This window comes from Citrobacter sp. UYEF32 (assembly GCF_040546205.1).
Lineage (GTDB): Bacteria > Pseudomonadota > Gammaproteobacteria > Enterobacterales > Enterobacteriaceae > Phytobacter > Phytobacter diazotrophicus.
The window spans coordinates 116,126-136,962 of the sequence record NZ_JBEPNI010000010.1; the positions used below are offsets into that span (position 1 = coordinate 116,126).

General features: G+C 51.2%; 20 protein-coding genes and 1 rRNA gene. 8 read left to right on the plus strand and 13 right to left on the minus strand.

Annotated features, from left to right (window positions below; all coding sequences use genetic code 11):
• Positions 1-11: 11 nt before the first annotated feature.
• The 5 genes from fabY to typA all read right to left on the minus strand — a co-directional run bounded on the left by fabY (position 12) and on the right by typA (position 4,966).
• A complete protein-coding gene (gene fabY / locus ABIB59_RS23965) occupies positions 12-953 on the minus strand; it encodes a fatty acid biosynthesis protein FabY (protein ID WP_039077365.1) in 942 nt (313 codons plus the stop codon).
• 44 nt (positions 954-997) lie between these two features.
• Entirely contained in the window at positions 998-1,435 is a 438-nt protein-coding gene (gene dtd, locus ABIB59_RS23970; protein ID WP_047372414.1) for a D-aminoacyl-tRNA deacylase, read from the minus strand.
• Positions 1,432-2,301: a virulence factor BrkB family protein gene (locus ABIB59_RS23975; RefSeq protein ID WP_354037289.1), complete on the minus strand. Its 870-nt coding sequence runs from the start codon at positions 2,299-2,301 to the stop codon at positions 1,432-1,434. Before ABIB59_RS23975 ends, dtd begins: the two co-directional genes overlap by 4 nt.
• Complete coding sequence (yihX, locus tag ABIB59_RS23980; RefSeq protein ID WP_039077368.1) at positions 2,295-2,894, minus strand: glucose-1-phosphatase; 600 nt, start codon at positions 2,892-2,894, stop codon at positions 2,295-2,297. The genes ABIB59_RS23975 and yihX overlap by 7 nt, the downstream gene beginning before the upstream one ends.
• 248 nt (positions 2,895-3,142) lie before the next feature.
• Positions 3,143-4,966, minus strand: a complete 1,824-nt coding sequence (gene typA, locus ABIB59_RS23985) for a ribosome-dependent GTPase TypA (RefSeq protein ID WP_039077369.1) — start codon at positions 4,964-4,966, stop codon at positions 3,143-3,145.
• A 380-nt stretch (positions 4,967-5,346) separates the two neighbouring features.
• Between typA and glnA the strand changes: the two genes are divergently transcribed.
• The 4 genes from glnA to ABIB59_RS24005 all read left to right on the plus strand — a co-directional run bounded on the left by glnA (position 5,347) and on the right by ABIB59_RS24005 (position 9,721).
• Positions 5,347-6,756 carry a glutamate--ammonia ligase gene (gene glnA, locus ABIB59_RS23990; RefSeq protein WP_039077370.1) on the plus strand — a complete coding sequence of 470 codons (1,410 nt, stop codon included), beginning with the start codon at positions 5,347-5,349 and terminating at the stop codon, positions 6,754-6,756.
• Positions 6,757-7,018: 262 nt separating this feature from the next.
• Complete coding sequence (glnL, locus tag ABIB59_RS23995) at positions 7,019-8,068, plus strand: nitrogen regulation protein NR(II) (protein WP_071194771.1); 1,050 nt, start codon at positions 7,019-7,021, stop codon at positions 8,066-8,068.
• An 8-nt stretch (positions 8,069-8,076) separates the two neighbouring features.
• Complete coding sequence (gene glnG / locus ABIB59_RS24000) at positions 8,077-9,489, plus strand: nitrogen regulation protein NR(I) (protein WP_039077372.1); 1,413 nt, start codon at positions 8,077-8,079, stop codon at positions 9,487-9,489.
• A gap of 109 nt (positions 9,490-9,598) precedes the next feature.
• Positions 9,599-9,721 carry a YshB family small membrane protein gene (locus ABIB59_RS24005; RefSeq protein ID WP_139153727.1) on the plus strand — a complete coding sequence of 41 codons (123 nt, stop codon included), beginning with the start codon at positions 9,599-9,601 and terminating at the stop codon, positions 9,719-9,721.
• A 75-nt stretch (positions 9,722-9,796) separates the two neighbouring features.
• Here ABIB59_RS24005 and hemN read toward each other — a convergent pair whose 3' ends face one another.
• Together hemN and yihI are read right to left on the minus strand one after the other, a co-directional pair.
• Entirely contained in the window at positions 9,797-11,170 is a 1,374-nt protein-coding gene (hemN, locus tag ABIB59_RS24010) for an oxygen-independent coproporphyrinogen III oxidase (RefSeq protein WP_071194770.1), read from the minus strand.
• A 185-nt stretch (positions 11,171-11,355) separates the two neighbouring features.
• Positions 11,356-11,868, minus strand: coding sequence for a Der GTPase-activating protein YihI (gene yihI, locus ABIB59_RS24015; protein WP_039077374.1), 513 nt, complete (start codon positions 11,866-11,868; stop codon positions 11,356-11,358).
• 574 nt (positions 11,869-12,442) lie between these two features.
• Here yihI and yihA point away from each other — a divergent pair.
• Positions 12,443-13,075 carry a ribosome biogenesis GTP-binding protein YihA/YsxC gene (gene yihA, locus ABIB59_RS24020; protein WP_103245895.1) on the plus strand — a complete coding sequence of 211 codons (633 nt, stop codon included), beginning with the start codon at positions 12,443-12,445 and terminating at the stop codon, positions 13,073-13,075.
• An 88-nt stretch (positions 13,076-13,163) separates the two neighbouring features.
• Here yihA and spfP read toward each other — a convergent pair whose 3' ends face one another.
• Both spfP and polA read right to left on the minus strand, forming a co-directional pair.
• A complete protein-coding gene (gene spfP / locus ABIB59_RS26450) occupies positions 13,164-13,211 on the minus strand; it encodes a small protein SpfP (protein WP_071892919.1) in 48 nt (15 codons plus the stop codon).
• Between the two features lie 165 nt (positions 13,212-13,376).
• Positions 13,377-16,163: a DNA polymerase I gene (gene polA, locus ABIB59_RS24025; RefSeq protein ID WP_079498715.1), complete on the minus strand. Its 2,787-nt coding sequence runs from the start codon at positions 16,161-16,163 to the stop codon at positions 13,377-13,379.
• Between the two features lie 424 nt (positions 16,164-16,587).
• Here polA and yihG point away from each other — a divergent pair, with 424 nt between their 5' ends.
• Positions 16,588-17,496, plus strand: a complete 909-nt coding sequence (yihG, locus tag ABIB59_RS24030) for a 1-acylglycerol-3-phosphate O-acyltransferase, YihG family (RefSeq protein ID WP_039077390.1) — start codon at positions 16,588-16,590, stop codon at positions 17,494-17,496.
• A 15-nt stretch (positions 17,497-17,511) separates the two neighbouring features.
• Here yihG and dsbA read toward each other — a convergent pair whose 3' ends face one another.
• From dsbA to ABIB59_RS24045, 3 genes are all read right to left on the minus strand, one after another.
• Positions 17,512-18,135, minus strand: a complete 624-nt coding sequence (gene dsbA, locus ABIB59_RS24035; protein ID WP_354037294.1) for a thiol:disulfide interchange protein DsbA — start codon at positions 18,133-18,135, stop codon at positions 17,512-17,514.
• A 29-nt stretch (positions 18,136-18,164) separates the two neighbouring features.
• Positions 18,165-19,151: a serine/threonine protein kinase gene (locus tag ABIB59_RS24040; RefSeq protein WP_108702257.1), complete on the minus strand. Its 987-nt coding sequence runs from the start codon at positions 19,149-19,151 to the stop codon at positions 18,165-18,167.
• Positions 19,152-19,227: 76 nt separating this feature from the next.
• Complete coding sequence (locus tag ABIB59_RS24045; RefSeq protein WP_039077379.1) at positions 19,228-19,497, minus strand: YihD family protein; 270 nt, start codon at positions 19,495-19,497, stop codon at positions 19,228-19,230.
• 69 nt (positions 19,498-19,566) lie between these two features.
• Between ABIB59_RS24045 and mobA the strand changes: the two genes are divergently transcribed.
• Positions 19,567-20,151 carry a molybdenum cofactor guanylyltransferase MobA gene (gene mobA, locus ABIB59_RS24050; protein ID WP_125125608.1) on the plus strand — a complete coding sequence of 195 codons (585 nt, stop codon included), beginning with the start codon at positions 19,567-19,569 and terminating at the stop codon, positions 20,149-20,151.
• A complete protein-coding gene (mobB, locus tag ABIB59_RS24055; RefSeq protein ID WP_125125609.1) occupies positions 20,148-20,651 on the plus strand; it encodes a molybdopterin-guanine dinucleotide biosynthesis protein MobB in 504 nt (167 codons plus the stop codon). The genes mobA and mobB overlap by 4 nt, the downstream gene beginning before the upstream one ends.
• A gap of 97 nt (positions 20,652-20,748) precedes the next feature.
• On the opposite strand, the gene rrf is transcribed toward mobB, so the two are convergent.
• Positions 20,749-20,837 (minus strand): 5S ribosomal RNA (gene rrf / locus ABIB59_RS24060); the annotation flags it as partial.

Here is a 20,837-nt window from a genome sequence, read left to right on the forward strand (position 1 = left end):
GGACTCGCTAATCACTCTTCTTCGTTGCCGCCTTCTTCATAAGCGCCATAAGGTTTAGCGGGTAACACGATATAAACCGCCTCAAACAAGGCACCCTGTTTATCGTCGCCAAACAGTTCAACCTGCAACTGAACACGTGCTTTACGCCCGCGAGCCAGTCTGTCGAGGTCACCGCTCAGAGAGCCGAGATCGGCAATCGCGCTCGGTTTACCCGTGATTGGCGTGCTGTAACGGATATGCGCATCGGCAAGAATAATCGTTCCGCCCAGATGCCGCTCACGCAGCATCAACCAGATAAGCCCCCAGCCCGTTAGCGTCGCCAGCGAGAACAGGCTTCCGGCGAACAGCGTATGGTGCGGGTTCTGGTTGCCCGTCTCCGGCATGGTGGTGATAAATTTCTGACCGGTGTACTGCTGAATGCGCACACCCATCTTTTCGCTGAGTGGAATATGCTGATACCAGGCCTGCTGCAACTGCCCACACCAGTCGCCGCGATGCAGAATATCATCCAGCGTCGCCACGGGTTTGATCATCAGGAAATGGCGCACCGGGGTGGTTTGCGGGGCGGTGATTTCGCCCTCATTGATAAAACCCAGCTTTGCAAAGAACTCTACCGCATCTTCACGTGCGCTACAGGTCACCCGCTTCACACCTTCCTGGCGCGCGACAGACTCCAGCGTCATCGCCATCAGCGTGCCGAGCCCTTTATCCTGCACGGAGGGGTGGACGGCCATAAAACGGATCGAAGCCTCATTGTCAGCATTGATATATAACCGACCAACGGCAACGATTTCGCCTTCTTCATCCACAACCATTTGATGATGGGCCATGGCATCCCAGGCGTCACGTTCGGAGCCTTTCGGCTGATGCAATGGCTTGCGCAGCATCTCCCAACGGAACTGGTAGTAAAGCTCTAGCTCTTCTTCTGTTTGCGGTACGCGAAGGTGATACATAGCTGTATTCTCTCTTGTTACCCGTGGCAACTCCGCAAGCTGGCTCATACTTGCAACCAGAACGTTACGGGGCCGTCATTAACCAGCGATACCTGCATATCTGCGGCGAATCGTCCGGTCTGTGTTTCTATCTGCTGGCTACGGCAGCGACTGACGAAATAGTCATACAGCGCCTCCGCCTTTTCCGGCGCGGCCCCTCTGGAAAAGCCAGGACGCATGCCACGTTCGGTATCCGCCGCCAGCGTAAATTGTGACACCACCAGCACGCTGCCGCCGGACTGCTGAACATTGAGGTTCATCTTGCCGTCAGCGTCACTGAAAATACGATACCCCAGTACGCGCTCGCACAGGCGGTTCGCTTTTTGCTCGTCATCTTCCCTTTCGACACCTAACAACACCAAAAGTCCCGGACCGATTTCACCCGTCACTTCTCCCGCCACGGTAACGCTGGCCTGGGATACACGTTGTATCAATGCAATCATGGTTGGTCTTCTTCTTGTTCTGCGGCTTTTTTTAATCGTCGATATTCACCGAGAGTGACAGTTATTTCAGCGCCAAGCAAGACGATACACCATGTCCAGTAGACCCACAGAAACAAAATCGGGACCACCGCCAGCACGCCATAAATGAGCTGGTAAGAAGGAAATGTGGTGATATAAAGCGCAAACCCTTTTTTCCCCGCTTCAAACAATAGAGCGGCGATAAAAGCACCAATCACTGCATCACGATTGGGCACGCGGGTGGTTGGTACAATGCTGTACAACAACCAAAAAGAGATCCACGACAAAATGAGCGGGAAAACGCGCAGCATATTATCTATCGCGCCATTGAGCCCGCTGGCCCAGCGCAGAGAGAGTAAGTAAGAGCTTATCGCCAGGCTTGCCCCGGCAAGCAGCGGCCCCAGCGTCAAAATCATCCAGTAGACAGCAAAGGAGTATATCCGCGGACGCACGCGCGTACTGCGCCAGATAGAATTGAGGGCGCTGTCGATGGAGTACATCAACAGTAATGAGGTGACCACCAGCCCACATGCTCCGACGGCGGTCATTTTGCTTGAATTGGCAACGAACTGTTCGATATAGCGTTGAATCACATCGCCGGTAGTCGGAATAAAATTAGCAAAAACAAAGTGACGCAGTTGGATGCTAACCTCAGAAAACATCGGAAAAGCGGCAAATAACGCAAAGATAACGGCAATGAGTGGCACCAATGAAAGCAACGAAACATAGGCGAGATTTCCCGCCAGTGTTGTCATGTGGTCTTCATCAATACGCAGCCAGAGTAATTTCAGCCACGACCAAATGGGTCGCGTATGGTGTTTCGTTTTATGGCGAATAAATTTCAGCATAACTGCTTCGCAAAATAGTCAGGGAGGGTGTTCTTACCCGTCACCAGAATACTGGTGATCCCCAACTGGTTAGCCCCTTCTATATTATTGGCATTATCATCGAAAAAGACAGTATTATCAGCGCTATAGCCTTCCAGTTCGAGAACACGTTGGTAGATGCGTACTTCCGGCTTACGCATTCCCATATCTTGCGAAAGATAAATATGGTCGGCGGCAGCCAAAATTTCCGGGTATTGATCCGGCCAGTACGTGGTATGAAGACTGTTGGTATTGGAGAGCACGACCACGCGGTGCCCCTGCTCACGCAGTTTTTGCATGATGCTGATAACGTCCTTACGCAGGGAGACAAAAACCGCCTGCCAGCCCGTTGCGAACTGCTCAAAGCTTAACGACATAGACATCTCTTCACAGAGCGCTTTGGCAAAATCTTCATCACTGATTTCACCCCGCTCATGAAGCTGGAACGTCTCGCCCATCGTGAAACTCTGTTTGAGCGTCGCAAGCGGCACGCGGCTAAAGTCACTCCATACGCCCAGCACCCGATTGAAGTCGATATCAACGATCACGTTACCCAAATCAAAGATATAGAGCATCTCTCTCTCCTTATTTTCCGTGGAAAGTTAACTGTAGCGGGAAAGTCAGAAGTTGAATAGTTTGCCCGCGCTGGCGAGCAACAGGATTGTGATGGGTAGAGGTTCCCGGACAAACGATGATGAAAAAAGCCTCCCCATTCATCAGGTGGTAAGCACTCAGCAAAAGAAAAAGCCGCTGAGAGCAGCGGCTTTTTTTCCGGCTGGCCATTAGGCCCGCCCGGCATCACCTACCTGGTTAAAAAAGAAGATTAGTCTTCTTTAGAACCACGGTTAGCGCGACGACGATCGTTTTCCGTCAGGTGACGTTTACGAATACGGATAGAGGTCGGGGTAACTTCTACCAGTTCGTCATCATCGATGAACTCCAGAGCCTGCTCCAGGGTCATCTTAACCGGCGGAACCAGAACCGTTGCTTCGTCAGTACCGGACGCACGCATGTTGGTCAGTTTCTTACCGGTCAGGCAGTTTACAGTCAGGTCGTTAGAACGGCTGTGAATACCGATGATCTGACCTTCGTAAACTTCTGCGCCGTGGCCCAGGAACAGTTTACCGCGGTCCTGCAGGCTGAACAGCGCAAACGCAACCGCTTTACCCTGACCGTTGGAGATCAGTACGCCGTTCTGACGCTGACCCACATCGCCCGGACGAATGTCGTCGTAGTGGCTGAACGTGGAGTACAGCAGACCCGTACCAGAGGTCATGGTCATGAACTCAGAACGGAAGCCGATCAGGCCACGGCTTGGGATCACGTAGTCGAGACGTACGCGGCCTTTGCCATCTGGATTCATGTTTTTCAGGTCGCCTTTACGCTCACCCAGTGCCTGCATCACAGAACCCTGGTGCTGCTCTTCGACGTCCAGCGTGACGTTTTCGAACGGCTCTTGTTTACGGCCGTCGATTTCGCGGAAGATAACTTTCGGACGGGAAACCGCCATCTCGAAACCTTCACGACGCATGTTCTCGATCAGTACAGACAGGTGCAGCTCACCACGACCGGAAACGCGGAATGCATCAGCGTCTTCGGTTTCTTCTACGCGCAGCGCAACGTTGTGTACCAGCTCTTTGTTCAGGCGGTCAAGAATCTGACGAGAGGTAACGTACTTACCTTCTTTACCACAGAACGGAGAGGTGTTTACGCAGAAGAACATGGTTACGGTCGGCTCATCAACAGACAGTGCCGGCAGTGCTTCAACATTCTGCGTATCGCAGATGGTGTCGGAGATGTTCAGCTCGCCCAGACCGGTGATCGCGATGATATCGCCCGCTTCTGCGATATCGCTCTCGATACGCTCCAGACCGAGGTGGGTCAGAACTTTACCGACTTTACCGTTACGGGTTTTGCCTTCGCTATCAATGATAGTGACCTGCTGGTTCGGTTTCACTTTACCGCGTTTGATACGGCCGATACCGATGACGCCAACGTAGTTGTTGTAGTCCAACTGGGAGATTTGCATCTGCAGCGGGCCATCAAGGTCTACGTTTGGTGCCGGTACGCGATCAACGATGGTCTGATACAGCGGGGTCATGTCTTCCGCCATATCTTCGTGATCCAGACCCGCGATACCGTTCAGCGCAGAGGCGTAAACGATAGGGAAGTCCAGCTGTTCGTCGGTTGCGTCAAGGTTTACGAACAGGTCGAATACCTGATCGACAACCCAGTCAGGACGTGCGCCCGGACGGTCGACTTTGTTGATAACAACAATCGGTTTCAGGCCATGAGCAAAGGCTTTTTTGGTCACGAAGCGCGTCTGCGGCATCGGACCATCCATTGCATCAACGACCAACAGAACGGAATCTACCATGGACATGACACGTTCAACTTCACCACCGAAGTCGGCGTGCCCCGGGGTATCAACGATGTTGATACGGTAATCATTCCATTTGATAGCGGTGTTTTTAGCCAGGATGGTAATCCCACGCTCTTTCTCCAAATCGTTGGAGTCCATCACTCGCTCTTGAGTTTCGGCACGCGCATCAAACGTACCGGATTGCTGCAGCAGCTTATCAACCAGGGTAGTTTTACCATGGTCAACGTGCGCGATGATGGCGATGTTACGCAGATTTTCGATCACAACTTTGCCTCAGGCATTTAGAAATAGCGCGTTATTGTACACGGATTAATCGCACTACAAAACAGGATCACAAACATCCCCCGCAAACAAGTATTGCAGGGTTGCTTTGTGATCATTTTCACGAAGCGAAATCGGGCTGCTCAACTAAAATTGCACCAATTCGGTGCTCAATGTTCACATGCAAGCACTGAATTGGTGCAACATAACCATTGTGGTGCAGCCCTTTTGCACTATGGTGCGCATAATAGCGCCTTTTTAGTGACATTTAAAAGTTGGCATAGATTTCGCTTTATCTTTTTCATGGCAACAACGACAGGTTAGCGCCGTAATTGTAGACCTCGTTACCACGACGACAATGATAAATCCGGGAGAGTTTAAGTATGTCCGCTGAACACGTTTTGACGATGCTGAACGAGCACGAAGTCAAGTTTGTTGATTTGCGCTTCACCGACACTAAAGGTAAAGAGCAGCACGTCACGATCCCAGCTCATCAGGTAAATGCTGACTTCTTTGAAGAAGGCAAAATGTTTGATGGCTCCTCGATTGGTGGCTGGAAAGGCATTAACGAATCTGACATGGTACTGATGCCGGACGCCTCTACCGCTGTCATTGACCCGTTCTACGAAGAACCGACTCTGATCATCCGTTGCGATATCCTCGAGCCGGGCACTATGCAGGGCTACGATCGCGACCCGCGCTCCATCGCAAAACGCGCTGAAGAATACCTGCGCGCAACAGGCATCGCAGACACCGTTCTGTTCGGGCCTGAGCCAGAGTTCTTCCTGTTCGACGACGTACGTTTCGGCAGCTCTATTTCCGGTTCCCACGTTGCTATCGATGATATCGAAGGCGCATGGAACTCCTCCACCAAATACGAAGGCGGTAACAAAGGTCACCGTCCGGCTGTTAAAGGTGGTTACTTCCCGGTTCCGCCAGTGGACTCCGCACAAGACCTGCGCTCCACTATGTGTCTGGTAATGGAAGAGATGGGCCTGGTTGTTGAAGCTCATCACCACGAAGTTGCAACTGCTGGTCAGAACGAAGTGGCAACCCGCTTCAATACCATGACCAAAAAAGCAGACGAAATTCAGATCTACAAATATGTGGTTCACAACGTTGCTCACCGCTTCGGTAAAACCGCAACCTTTATGCCGAAACCGATGTTTGGTGATAACGGTTCCGGTATGCACTGCCACATGTCTCTGTCCAAGAACGGCGTAAACCTGTTCTCTGGCGACAAATATGCTGGTCTGTCTGAGCAGGCGCTGTACTACATCGGCGGCGTTATTAAACACGCTAAAGCGATCAACGCCCTGTCCAACCCGACTACCAACTCCTACAAACGTCTGGTCCCGGGTTACGAAGCACCGGTCATGCTGGCTTACTCTGCCCGTAACCGTTCAGCTTCCATCCGTATTCCGGTGGTTGCATCTCCGAAAGCGCGTCGTATTGAAGTGCGTTTCCCGGACCCGGCTGCTAACCCGTACCTGTGCTTCGCAGCGCTGCTGATGGCTGGTCTTGATGGCATCAAGAACAAAATCCATCCGGGCGAAGCGATGGACAAAAACCTGTATGACCTGCCAGCTGAAGAAGCGAAAGAAATCCCGCAGGTTGCAGGCTCTCTGGAAGAAGCACTGAACTGCCTGAACGAAGACCGCGAGTTCCTGACTGCGGGTGGCGTATTCACCGACGACGCAATTGATGCTTACATCGCTCTGCGTATCGAAGAAAACGACCGCGTACGCATGACGCCGCACCCGGTAGAGTTCGAGCTGTACTACAGCGTTTAATAATTTAAATCCGAGGGATTTCTTGTTACAGCAAGGCGGCGATTGAGTGAATCCCCGGGAGCATAGAGATCTATGTGACCGGGGTAAGCGAAGGAAGCCAACGCCGCTGTAGCGAGAAAGACATAGGATATTTTGTTGCCGTGGAAACTTTCAGCCCATCCTAGATGGGCTTTTTTCTCCACCAACAACCTGAATTACCGCCTTATTTACTTATAAAACGCTATACTGCACTAAAATAGTGCATTCTTTGGGAGACTGCTGGATGGCAAGTGGCTCGTTGCCCGATGCTGGGCAGATCCTCAATTCTTTAATCAACAGCATCTTGCTGGTTGATGACGAGCTGGCGGTACATTACGCCAACCCGGCGGCACAACAACTTCTGGCGCAAAGTTCCCGTAAATTATTCGGTACGCCTTTGCCGGACCTGCTGAGTTATTTCTCGCTCAATATCGTCCTGATGCGGGAAAGTCTCGATGCCGGACAAGGCTTTACGGACAATGAAGTCACCCTCGTTATCGACGGACGTTCACATATTCTCTCGTTAACGGCGCAACGGTTGCCTGAGGGCCTCATCCTTCTGGAGATGGCACCGATGGACAATCAGCGACGCCTGAGCCAGGAACAGCTCCAGCACGCCCAGCAAGTGGCAGCGCGCGATCTTGTACGCGGCCTGGCGCATGAAATCAAAAACCCGCTCGGAGGCTTACGTGGCGCGGCGCAGCTATTAAGCAAAGCCCTGCCTGACCCTTCGTTGCTGGAATACACCAAAGTCATCATTGAGCAGGCCGACCGTCTGCGTAACCTGGTGGACAGACTGCTTGGGCCACAACAGCCCGGTATGCACGTAACAGAAAGCATTCATAAGGTCGCTGAACGTGTCGTGAAACTGGTGTCGATGGAATTACCCGAAAACGTCACCCTGGTGCGCGACTATGATCCGAGCCTGCCGGAGCTGGCACACGATCCCGACCAGATTGAACAGGTGCTACTGAACATTGTTCGCAACGCACTCCAGGCGCTGGGACCCGAGGGCGGCGAAATTATTCTGCGTACCCGCACCGCGTTTCAGCTCACGCTGCACGGCGTTCGCTATCGCCTTGCGGCACGTATTGATGTGGAAGATAACGGGCCTGGTATTCCGTCAAACCTGCAGGACACGCTGTTTTACCCGATGGTGAGCGGGCGTGAAGGCGGTACTGGCTTAGGGTTATCTATCGCACGAAGTTTGATTGATCAACACTCTGGCAAAATTGAATTCACCAGTTGGCCAGGCCATACCGAGTTCTCGGTGTTCCTGCCTATTCGGAAATAGAGGTGTTTATGCAACGAGGGATAGTCTGGATCGTTGATGACGATAGCTCCATCCGTTGGGTGCTTGAACGCGCGCTCACCGGGGCTGGCTTGAGCTGTACAACGTTTGAAAACGCAAATGAAGTGCTTGATGCGCTTACCACCAAAACGCCGGACGTGCTGCTGTCAGATATTCGCATGCCCGGTATGGACGGTCTTGCCCTGTTAAAGCAAATCAAACAGCGCCACCCGATGCTTCCGGTCATCATTATGACCGCGCATTCCGATCTGGATGCGGCAGTCAGCGCGTATCAGCAAGGGGCGTTTGATTATCTGCCAAAGCCATTTGATATCGACGAAGCGGTAGCGCTGGTTGAGCGCGCCATCAGCCATTATCAGGAACAGCAGCAACCGCGTAATGTGCAGGTAAGTGGGCCAACCACCGATATTATTGGTGAAGCGCCAGCCATGCAGGATGTCTTTCGCATCATTGGCCGGCTGTCGCGCTCGTCTATTAGCGTATTGATTAACGGTGAGTCCGGTACCGGTAAAGAGCTGGTCGCCCACGCGCTGCATCGCCATAGCCCGCGAGTGAAAGCACCTTTCATTGCGCTGAACATGGCCGCCATCCCAAAAGATTTGATCGAATCCGAACTGTTTGGCCATGAGAAAGGGGCGTTTACCGGCGCCAATACCATTCGTCAGGGGCGTTTCGAACAGGCCGATGGCGGTACGCTGTTTCTCGATGAAATCGGTGATATGCCACTGGATGTACAGACCCGTCTGCTGCGCGTTCTGGCCGATGGACAGTTCTACCGTGTCGGTGGCTATGCGCCGGTGAAGGTCGATGTTCGCATCATCGCCGCAACGCACCAAAACCTGGAAATGCGGGTGCAGGAAGGGAAATTCCGCGAGGATTTATTCCACCGCCTGAACGTTATCCGCGTGCACCTTCCGCCGCTGCGTGAACGTCGCGAAGATATTCCCCGTCTGGCGCGCCATTTTCTTCAGGTCGCCGCACGCGAACTGGGCGTGGAAGCAAAGCAGTTGCATCCGGAAACCGAAGCGGCGCTCACTCGCCTGGCCTGGCCGGGTAACGTGCGCCAGTTGGAGAACACCTGCCGCTGGTTAACCGTGATGGCTGCCGGGCAGGAGGTCCTGATTCAGGATTTACCGGCTGAATTGTTTGAAACCACGATCCCGGAAAGCAGCACGGGACAGTCGCTGCCGGATAGCTGGGCAACGCTGTTGGCGCAATGGGCAGACAGAGCGCTACGTTCCGGTCATCAAAACCTACTTTCCGAAGCACAACCAGAGATGGAACGGACCTTGTTGACCACTGCATTACGTCACACGCAGGGGCACAAACAAGAAGCAGCACGCTTGCTGGGATGGGGACGTAACACCCTGACGCGTAAGCTGAAAGAGTTGGGGATGGAGTAGTCATCCAGCTAAATGTAAAGATTGAATAGCGAGCGCAAATTGCTGCAATTTTGCGCTTTACTGTTCCGATGAGTTCAGTATGATCTTGCCCGTCCACGGGGAGGTCATCATGCTGGAATCACTCATCAATATCGTGTCGAGCAGCGCAGGCGTTAGTGCCGCTGCCAGCCATACGCCACAAGCCGCCGTCGCCGCCGTATTGTGCGCCGCGCTGTTTGGGCTTTTTAGCTAAAGCGCCAGCAGGCGCTTCGCTTATCAGGTCACGGTCTGATATCCCCGGCCAGCGCATCGCCGCCGGGGAAACCGTTTAAATGACTCTTGAGAACTGCTGCATCCGCGCTTTCTGGCGCAGGTACACGTCAAAGCACATGCAGATGTTGCGAATTAATAAACGCCCTTTCGCCGTTACTTCAATACCCTGCTCGTTAATCTCCACCAGCCCATCAGTCGCCAGTGGCTTTAGCAGTTTCAGGTCTTCGGCAAAGTAGTCGTTAAAGCGCAAATCCCATTGATTCTCAATGCTGCTGAAATCGAGACGGAAGTGGCAAATAAGCGCTTTAATCACATCACGACGAATACAGTCATCACGGGTCAATGAGATTCCCCGCCACAAGGCATTGCCGGTTTCGTCCACCTGTTGGTAATACGCTTTTAACTCTTTCTGATTCTGCGCGTAACTGTCGCCAATCATACTGATGGCAGAAACGCCCATCCCCAACAGATCGGTATCGCCCTGGGTGGTGTAGCCCTGGAAGTTACGGTGGAGAACACCATCGCGCTGAGCCACTGCCAGCTCGTCATCGGGGCGGGCAAAATGGTCCATGCCGATGAACTGATAACCCGCGTCAGTCAGCGAGACAATGGTCTGCTGCAGGATATCCAGCTTTTGTTGAGCGGACGGCAGATCCGCGTCTTTGATTTTACGCTGGGCCGCAAACAGGGAGGGAAGATGCGCGTAGTTGAATACGCTCAGGCGGTCCGGGCTCAGCTCAGCCACCCGACTCAGGGTAAAGGCAAAACTTTCCGGCGTCTGTTTTGGCAAACCATAAATCAAATCAATATTGGTCGAGGTGAAGCCAATGTCGCGCGCACGTTTAATCAACGCAAAGATGAAGGCCTCGTCTTGCTCACGGTTAACCAGCCGCTGGACCTCTTTATTAAAGTCCTGCACGCCCATGCTCAGGCGGTTAAAGCCCTCCGATCGCAAATGATCAAGGACATCCAGCTCAATTTCACGCGGATCAACTTCAATGGAGATTTCCGCATCGGCCTCGAATTGAAAATGACCACGCAGTAAGCTCATCAGGCGGCTAATTTGCGCCTTATTCAGGTAGGTTGGCGTACCACCACCCCAGTGAAGCTGGCTGACACGACGGTCAGTGAATAGCGGCGAACGGTGGATAATCTCTTGTTCCAGGGCATCCAGATATTGGTCAGCTTTATGCTGCTGGCGCGTAACAATCTTATTGCAGCCGCAGAAATAACAAAGCTTATGGCAAAACGGAATGTGCACATACAGTGACAACGGTCGCCCTGGATAACGTGCGACGGCACTACGGAAATTTTCTTCGCCATAGTCAGCGGAAAATTCCAGAGCGGTGGGGTATGACGTGTAGCGCGGCCCGGAATAGTTATATTTCTGGATAAGGGCCAGATCCCAGTCAATTCGTTGCTCAGACATGCTCACTCCTTCCGATAACGCCGCTGGCGGGTACGGCGGCCCGGCCTGACCTCATTTCGGGTCATAAGCCGGTTGCGCAGCCACAGTTTGCGCCGCGACAACCGCTGTAGTTTAACGAATAACCACACCAGATAACATATAACCGGAAGGGTTATAAGCAGGACAGCCAGGCCCATACCTGACCGTTAATTGCCGCCTTTGAGTAGACGCATCATATCTTCCCGGCCTTCTTCCTCTTCTTCTTCGTCATCGTCGTAGGAGAGGCCCAGTTGCTGCATTAATTCATCAATGCGGTCAAGTTTAGCGTCTACCCAGCTTTGCTCTTCAGCGCTCAGGGTTTCGCCCTCTTCAAGTCGTTCCAGCAGCGCGTCCAGGCGCTCATCGTTCTCCAGCAGATCCAGTTCAGCTTGCGGTGAAAGCATAGGTTTCTCGCTCTTTGGTTTGTGCTGCTTTTTGACCTGGGGCTCGGTCGCACCCAGTGGGATCGGTTTCTTGCTGCCAACGCGTGGATCGGCCTGAGAAGCGCCTTTTCCTGAGCCAGAAGACGCGCTCGCACCGCTTGCACGGCTACCAGCCGCATTGCCACGGTGTTTTTTATCGCGCTTACGGTCACGCCCTTCCTGGTTGAGTTCTTCACGTGATTTACGGTGCGCTTTGCCAGGTGTTTTGCCGCGCGGAGTGGTTGAAGGTTTTTTCATGATAATCGGCTTAGATGGTTTTATTCAGTATAGAATTGCGGCGGAATCTAGCAGAAAGCAAGCAAAGAAAAAAGGCGACAGAGTAATCTGTCGCCTTTTTTTCTGACCCTCAACCCTCAATGGGTACAACGTTCCCTGTTTGCTTACAACACACCCTGTTTTTCCCTTAGCATGTCACGTTCCGTGTTGTGGTCCTTTTATTCCCTTTTAAGACTGTCATCCGGACAGTTTCCTGGTCTTCGCCTCCTGGCGCTCCTGACCCCTCATCCTTAAGTCTTCATCCCGCAGGCTTCCTCGCCTTTACAAATACTTTACCTGCTTAATTTAAACTCACAAGTAACAAAACGCCCCAAAAACACAAATTCAGAAAATTCTCTAATAACAAAACCTTTTTATTCATTAGCTTACATTTTTATGACCCTGCAATTTCTCTGAAAATTCGCATAAGCTTTATGGCAAATATCCTACAAACAACAGGGGTATTCTCTGGCAGATATCCGTTGACGAGAAAAACAGCCTTTTACGTGGGTTCAGGTATAATCCCCCCATGCCCGAGATTACGGAGACGACCATTTTGACTAACTGGAACTACCAACAGACGCATTTTGTCACCAGTGCGCCTGATATTCGCCACTTACCCGCCGACACTGGTATAGAAGTGGCTTTTGCCGGCCGCTCCAATGCAGGGAAATCCAGCGCACTTAACACGCTGACAAATCAGAAAAGCCTGGCTCGTACATCCAAAACACCCGGACGTACTCAGCTGATTAACCTGTTCGAAGTGGCCGAAGGCAAACGCCTGGTGGACTTACCAGGTTACGGTTACGCAGAAGTGCCAGAAGAGATGAAGCTCAAGTGGCAGCGTGCCTTAGGGGAATATCTTGAGAAGCGCCAGTGCCTGCAAGGCCTGGTTGTGCTGATGGATATCCGTCATCCGCTTAAAGATCTCGATCAGCAGATGATCCAGTGGGCGGTCGAGAGCAATGTGCAGATTCTGGTGTTGTTGACGAAAGCAGACAAGCTCGCCAGCGGTGCGCGTAAGGCGCAGCTTAATATGGTGCGCGAAGCAGTGGTTGCCTTTAATGGTGACGTGCAGGTAGAAGCGTTTTCGTCATTGAAGAAGCAGGGCGTAGATAAATTGCGCGAGAAGCTGGATAACTGGTTTAACACCATTGCGCCGATTACCGAGCAAACCACCGAAGAATGACCCTTAAGCGCGGCATTCGTTCGCGCTTTTTCTTTCTTTCGCCCAATAAAAAACGCCCCAGTCATTTCTGACTGGGGCGGCTAAATATTCAGCCAAATCCGATTACGTGAAGTAAAAGGTCTGAAAGATAGAACATCTTACCTCTGTACCCTACGTGTTTAACTCTACTCCCTTTTCGTTTTCGCACAAAGCACTTTTTGTAGTTTTTTTTCAACCTTTACATAGGGAATTCTAATGATCGTCACAAAATGTACTGGTTATGTTGCTTACTTACAGAAAAAGAAGCTTATGTGACCAGTACTTAGTGCGCTTGATCCCAGTTTTGCCCACTACCGACTTCCACCAGCAGCGGCACATCCAGTTTGGTACTGCTTTCCATCAACTCGTGGATCTTTTGCGATACCGCATCCACATCGTCTTTATGCACTTCAAATACCAGTTCATCGTGTACCTGCATGATCATTTTCACGCGCGGTTTTTCCGTTTGCAGCCACGCATCAACAGCAATCATTGCGCGTTTGATAATGTCTGCTGCCGTGCCCTGCATGGGTGCGTTGATAGCCGCACGCTCTGCACCGGCCCGACGCGCTGCGTTACTGGATTTGATGTCCGGCAGATAGAGACGACGCCCTTCCAGGGTTTCAACATAGCCCTGCTCTTTCGCCTGTGCGCGGGTGCGCTCCATATAATCCAGTACACCCGGATAGCGTTCGAAGTAGAGATCCATATACTTCTGCGACTCTTTACGCGGGATATTGAGCTGGCGGGATAAACCAAACGCGCTCATGCCATAAATCAGACCGAAGTTGATAGCTTTCGCGCTGCGTCGCTGTTCGTTAGACACGCTTTCCAGCGGTAAACCAAACACTTCGGCCGCCGTTGCACGGTGGATATCCTTCCCTTCGGCAAAGGCAGAGAGCAGGCCTTTATCCCGCGACAGATGCGCCATAATGCGCAATTCAATTTGCGAGTAGTCAGCGGAAACAATGACGTAGTCTTTTGGCGCGATAAACGCCTGGCGAATACGTCGGCCTTCCTCATTGCGCACCGGAATGTTTTGTAAGTTGGGATCGGTGGAGGACAGACGCCCGGTCGCCGTGACAGCCTGGTGATAGGAAGTGTGTACGCGCCCGGTCTTTGGATTGATCATCAGCGGCAGCTTATCGGTGTAAGTCGATTTCAGTTTCGACAAACCACGGTGCTCAAGAATGACTTTGGGTAAAGGGTAATCCAGCGCCAGTTCTTCCAGAACTTCCTCGGAGGTTGACGGTGCGCCGCCCGGTGTCTTCTTCAGCGGTTTGATGCCCTGTTTTTCAAAAAGAATCGTCTGTAGCTGTTTGGTTGAGGAAAGGTTAAAAGGCTCGCCTGCGATTTCATGGGCCTTCTTCTCTAATTCCGCCAGACGTAGGGCAATTTCTTCCGAATGTTTGTGCAGCACCGCAGGATCGATATTAACGCCATTACGCTCTACGCGGGAAAGCACCGGTACCAGAGGAATCTCTATGTTCTGGAAGATATTTAAAGGGCCAGCATTCTTTTGCAATTCCGGCCACATCTTCAGGTGCAGTTGCAGCGTGACGTCCGCATCTTCCGCAGCATAACGCCCGGCCTGCTCCAGATCGATCTGATTAAAGGTCAGTTGGTTTTTGCCTTTACCCGCAATCTCTTCAAATGTAATGGTTTTATGCTTTAACCAGCGATCAGACAGACTGTCCATATCATGACGACCGGCGACACTATCCAGCGTGTAGGATTCCAGCATGGTGTCAAAGGCAATGCCACGCAGCTCAATGCCATAATTCTGCAAAATGCCACGGTCATATTTGAGGTTCTGCCCCACTTTTTGGACCTTCTCATCTTCAAGCAGGTCTTTCAGTAATTCGAGCGCCCGATCGCGCGAAATCTGGGCTGGTGCATCCAGGTAATCATGCGCGACCGGAACATAAGCTGCTACCCCAGGTTCGGTCGCAAACGAGAGCCCCACCAGATTAGCGCTGATGTTATCCAGACTGTCCGTTTCGGTATCGAAGGCAAACACTGACGCTTTTTTGAGTTTCGCAATCCACTCGTTTAACACGTCCTCATCAAGGATGGTGACGTAGTTATCAAACGACAGGACCGCAGCAGACACTTCGGCCTCAGCTTCAACGACAACCGTCTCTTGCGGCTTCGTGGCCGGTTTAGCGCCTTTTGCCTGGAGCCATTTACCGCCTTCCAGATCTGTAATCCAGCGCTTAAATTCATATTTTTTAAATAGGTTGAGTAGCGTATCCGCTATCGGTTGTTGAACTTCCAATTGTTCGCAGGTCAGCTCCAGCTCAACATCCGTTTTAATGGTCGCCAGTTGATAAGAGAGGTAAGCCACCTCTTTATTTTGCTCCAGCTTCGCCGCCATATTTTTGGCGCCACGGAAAGAGAGTTCGGCAATCTTTTCCGGCTCGGCGTACAGCGTATCCAGGCCACCAAGCCCTTGTAATAACGCCTGTGCGGTTTTTTCGCCCACGCCCGGAACACCGGGAATGTTATCTGAAGAGTCGCCCATTAAAGCGAGGAAATCTATGATCAACCCCGGCGGCACGCCGTATTTGGTTACGACCTCTTCTGGCCCCAGGACAGTATTGGTCATGGTGTTGATAAGCGTAATACCTGGCGTTACCAACTGAGCCATGTCTTTATCGCCGGTACTGATCAGGACCGGACGCCCTGCTTTTTCGGCTTCGCGCGCCAGCGTGCCGATAACATCGTCAGCCTCTACGCCCGAAACGGCCAGCAGCGGTAGTCCCATCGCTTTGACCATTTCATGCAATGGCTCGATCTGCGCGCGCAGATCGTCCGGCATTGGCGGACGGTGAGATTTATAGTGCTCAAACAGTTCGTCACGGAACGTTTTGCCCTTCGCATCAAACACCACTGCGGCATGTGTCGGCTGATACTGCAGGATCAGACTGCGCAGCATATTCAGGACGCCGTACATAGCGCCAGTAGGCTCGCCTGCACTGTTAGTCAGCGGCGGAAACGCATGGTATGCGCGGTAGAGATAGGAAGAGCCGTCAACAAGGATAAGTGGGTTTTCTGGGATCTGAACCATGATGTCCGTGCCTGTTTATCAATTTATGGCTAAAGGATGCCACAGACGGGCGAAAACATCAGTTTTTCACCGCATTTGCCGAAAAAGATTTCACGATCTGCGGGATCGCTTCCCATACATTCCTGTGGATAAGTTTGTGAATTATTTCTTAAGGACTGGATTATTGTGCATTTTTCCCGATCGCAGAAAAGTAAGTATCCTTATTTTTCAAGAGATTAAAAAAAGAGAAACGATCATTATTGCCTTTTGGTGACAATTTGCTCCATGTGGATATAAGAAAAAGTAATTTGATTTAGCACAACACCTTACGACCGCACACTAAGGCTAACCTTTACCCAATCATATGAAGTGTTTTCTGATAAGATCAGCGCCTTGCATGCGCCATGATGTGCATGCTGTGATTAACCATTTGAATAAATTAACTATGTCGAGACTGCTCGTTGTATGCACTCTGGTATTGAGTGTCATACTCACCATCCTGGTGACTATCTTCTGTTCTGTACCGATCATTATCGCCGGTATTCTTAAGCTATTACTGCCGATTCCGGTACTGTGGCGCGCTATCTCTGCATTTTGTAATTTTATGATGTATTGCTGGTGTGAAGGACTGGCCTGGCTGCTGCACCTTAACCCGCATCTCCAGTGGGATATTGAAGGCCTGGAAGGGCTGAACAAAAAGAACTGGTACCTGCTTATCTGCAACCACCATAGCTGGGCAGATATCGTGGTGCTGTGCGTGCTTTTCCGCAAACATATCCCGATGAATAAGTACTTTCTTAAGCAACAGTTGGCCTGGGTTCCCTTTATTGGGCTGGCCTGCTGGGCTCTGGATATGCCGTTTATGCGTCGCTATTCGCGGGGTTATCTGATACGCCATCCCGAGCGGCGCGGTAAAGATGTAGAGACCACGCGCCGTTCCTGCGAGAAGTTTCGTCTCCATCCGACAACCATTGTGAATTTCGTTGAAGGTTCACGCTTTACCGATGAAAAACGTATCGAGACACGATCGGCATTCAATAACCTGCTCCCCCCTAAAGCAGCAGGGATAGCGATGGCTCTCGGCGTTTTGGGCAAGCAATTCGATAAATTGCTTGATGTTACGCTCTGCTATCCGGAAAACGACAAAAAACCGTTTTTTGATATGCTAAGCGGGAAGTTAACGCGCATTGTTGTTCGCGTAAATTTGTTATCGGTTAACGAAGATTTGCATGGCGATTACGTTAACGATAAGAATTTTAAGCGTGGTTTTCAGCAGTGGCTAAATGCGTTATGGAGCGAGAAAGACCAGCAAATTGACGCAATCAAACGTGAATATAATAACGCCGGTCAGTGACCGGCGTTGATGGTATTACTTCTTCTCAACAAGGTATCGAACAGTGTCAGCATACTGCTGTACGAAGATATCCATGCTGCTGGTATCCATGCCTTGCATATTCAACTGATATTTGCCGTTAACATACATGGCCGGAACACCCTGTAACTGCAAGTCAGCAGCCGCTTTCTCTTGTTGTGCAACCAGTGATTTCACAACAAAGCTATTCCACGCCGCATCGTACTCTTCACCTTTAACGCCAGCTTTGATGAAGACATCACGGATATCAGCAACAGACTGAACAGTTTGTCTTTTCTGCACGGCCTCAAACATCGGTGCGGTGATTTTGTCTTCCACGCCAAGAGCCATTGCAACAGCCCATGCCTGAGTCATCTCTTTGCCTAACGGGCCAAGGAACTCAACATGGTATTTCGTCATTTTAGTGCCTTCCGGCAGCTTCTGTTTTACAGCATCCGCAACATGCCACACATGTTCAAAGTCGTAACAGTGCGGGCAATAGAATGAGAAAAACTCCAGGACTTGTGGTTCGCCAGCAACCGGTTTATCGAGCGTAATGTACTGTTTACCATCGGTAAATTGTGCTGCCGAAGCGCTAAAAGCCAGAATCATTCCTGCCAGCGCCAGCCAAATTTTCTTCATGATTAAATCTCTCCAGGATGTGTCACACATTAGTAAATCGGCATTAATTGTAGAGGCGGTTCTTGCAACGCCTTTACCTGCCCAAGAAAAGTTGCCGTCTGATCGCGCCAGTAATCTTCCCCAGTTAACCACGGGAAGTTTTTGGGAAAAGCAGGATCATCCCAGCGACGGATAATCCACGCCAGATAGTAAACCAGGCGCATAGCGCGAAGCGGTTCAATAAGGCTGAGTTCGGCCGTATCAAATTCGCAGAATTCTTCATAGGCCTCGATAATCATCTCAAGTTGCATGCGCTGCTCGGCTTTGTCGCCATGCAACAACATCCAGAGATCCTGAATCGCAGGGCCATTACGGGCGTCATCCAGATCCACAAACAGCGGACCATCGCGCCAGAGTATATTCCCGGCATGACAGTCGCCATGTAAGCGCAGATTGGTAAAACGATTATGCCAATGCGCCATGACGGCTTCGATAAGCCGATCGGCGGCACGTAAGAAACTGTCTTTCAACGAGGCTGGGATAAGCGCAGAATCTTCAAAGACCTGACGAGGCTCAAGAAGATACTCCTTCACCCCCATATCCGGACGGTGGACGAATAGTGCCTTACGGCCGGTTTGATGCAGGCGACCAAGATAGCGACCAACCCATTCCATTTGATCCAGATTATCCGCTTCGAACTGACGCCCCCCGACGCTCGGGAAAACCGCATAATAAAACCCCTGATGGGTCAGTAAGGTTTGATTGTCGAAGGCGAGCGGTGCGGCAACAGGAACTTCATCACCCAGAAGATCCAGCGCAAATCGATGTTCTTCCTGGATTTGTTCTGCGGACCAGCGTTCAGGACGGTAGAACTTCACCACATAACGGCGACGGTCTTCGTCCTGAAACTGGTAAACACGGTTCTCATAGCTGTTAAGAGGAGTAAGACCGGAGTCGACCCGAATTCCCCGCTCAAACAACGCATCCATGATCGTGTCAGGATGGAGAGTCTGGAAAGTAAAAGCGTTATGGTTCATCCCATTATCCGCAAATAAAGCCGAATGATTGAGGATATCATTTCACTGCGCTTTCGGTGGCTTCACTTACAAGCTTTTACTCTTTAATTACGCCACGTGCGCGGAGCAAAGCAGTTTTAAAATCTTCTTCATAATCCTTCTTAATACCCGGAATTACCGCATCTTTATCTGAGTCACGCATTTTCAGGTGATAAATCAGAATGTCGTCACTTAAATCGGTAAGCTCTCCCTCATAACCTGATTCATTCGCCAGTTTCTGTAAAAATTGCATCAGACTTAATTCTGGTTCTTTCTGCCACGCAGGCTGGAGGAGTTCGATAACTTCATTCAGGCGTTTACATTTCATGGTGGTGCTCCTTACTCTTGGTACAGACACGTTATCAGGGTCAAACCCACAATAAAAGAGGCGATAAGGTTGATTAAAAAGGGTGTGGTAACAGGTGTGATACTCGCAGGCGGTAAAGCCTCGCGGATGGGAGGTCAGGATAAAGGATTACTGGTGCTAAAAGGAAAACCGCTGTGGGAATACGTCGCACACGCGATGGCGCCTCAGGTGGGGCACATTGTGATCAGTGCAAACCGTAATCTGGAAAGCTACCGGGCAAGCGGCTTACCCGTGTACCAAGATCAACTGGTTGATTTCCCCGGTCCACTGGCAGGTATGCTGTCTGTTATGCAGCAGTGCGAGAGTGAGTGGTTTCTGTTCTCTCCTTGCGACACACCTTACATTCCGGACAATCTGCTCGAGCGATTAAGTGCAGAATGTAAGAGCACAAATCCGGTGTGGGTGCATGATGGTGAACGTGACCATCCAACGATTGCCCTGGTGAACCGTATCAACGCGCCGCAACTGCAAGACTACCTTAACCGAGGAGAACGCCGGGTCATGGTTTTTATGCGTGAAGTCGGAGGGCATTCCGTCGACTTTAGCGATACAAAGGAAAGCTTTGTGAATGTGAATACACCAGAAGATCTGGCGCGCTGGCAGGAGAAAGTATGATACCCGCACTGGCTATTGCCGCCTGGAGTGGTACCGGAAAGACGACGCTACTAAAAAAGCTGATTCCTGCATTATGCGAGCAAGGGATCCGCCCCGGTCTGATTAAGCATACCCATCATAATATGGACGTTGATAAGCCCGGTAAGGACAGTTACGAGTTACGTAAAGCCGGTGCAGCACAAACGATTGTGGCCAGTTCGCAACGCTGGGCCTTAATGACCGAAACGCCGGATGAGCCGGAGCTTAATTTAGCGTATCTGGTCAGCCGAATGGATGCTTCTACGCTGGATCTGGTGCTCGTTGAGGGCTTTAAGCACGAAGCAGTCGCTAAGATCTTACTGTTTCGTCAGGGCTGCGGACACAGAGAAGAAGAACTTATTATCGATAAACATGTCATCGCTATCGCCAGTGATGTCCCGCTGGCCGTGGATGTTCCGCTTTTAGATATCAATGATATAGCGCAGATTTCGGCATTTGTTATGCGCTGGTTAGGGCGATAAGGAAGGTTACCATCAGGAGGAAAAGTGTCTGGTAATAAATTAAAGCGTGAAAACGCAAAAAGCCCATCCGTGAGGATGGGCTTCTTACTTGTTTGATGCCTGGCAGTTCCCTACTCTCACATGGGGAGACCCCACACTACCATCGGCGCTACGGCGTTTCACTTCTGAGTTCGGCATGGGGTCAGG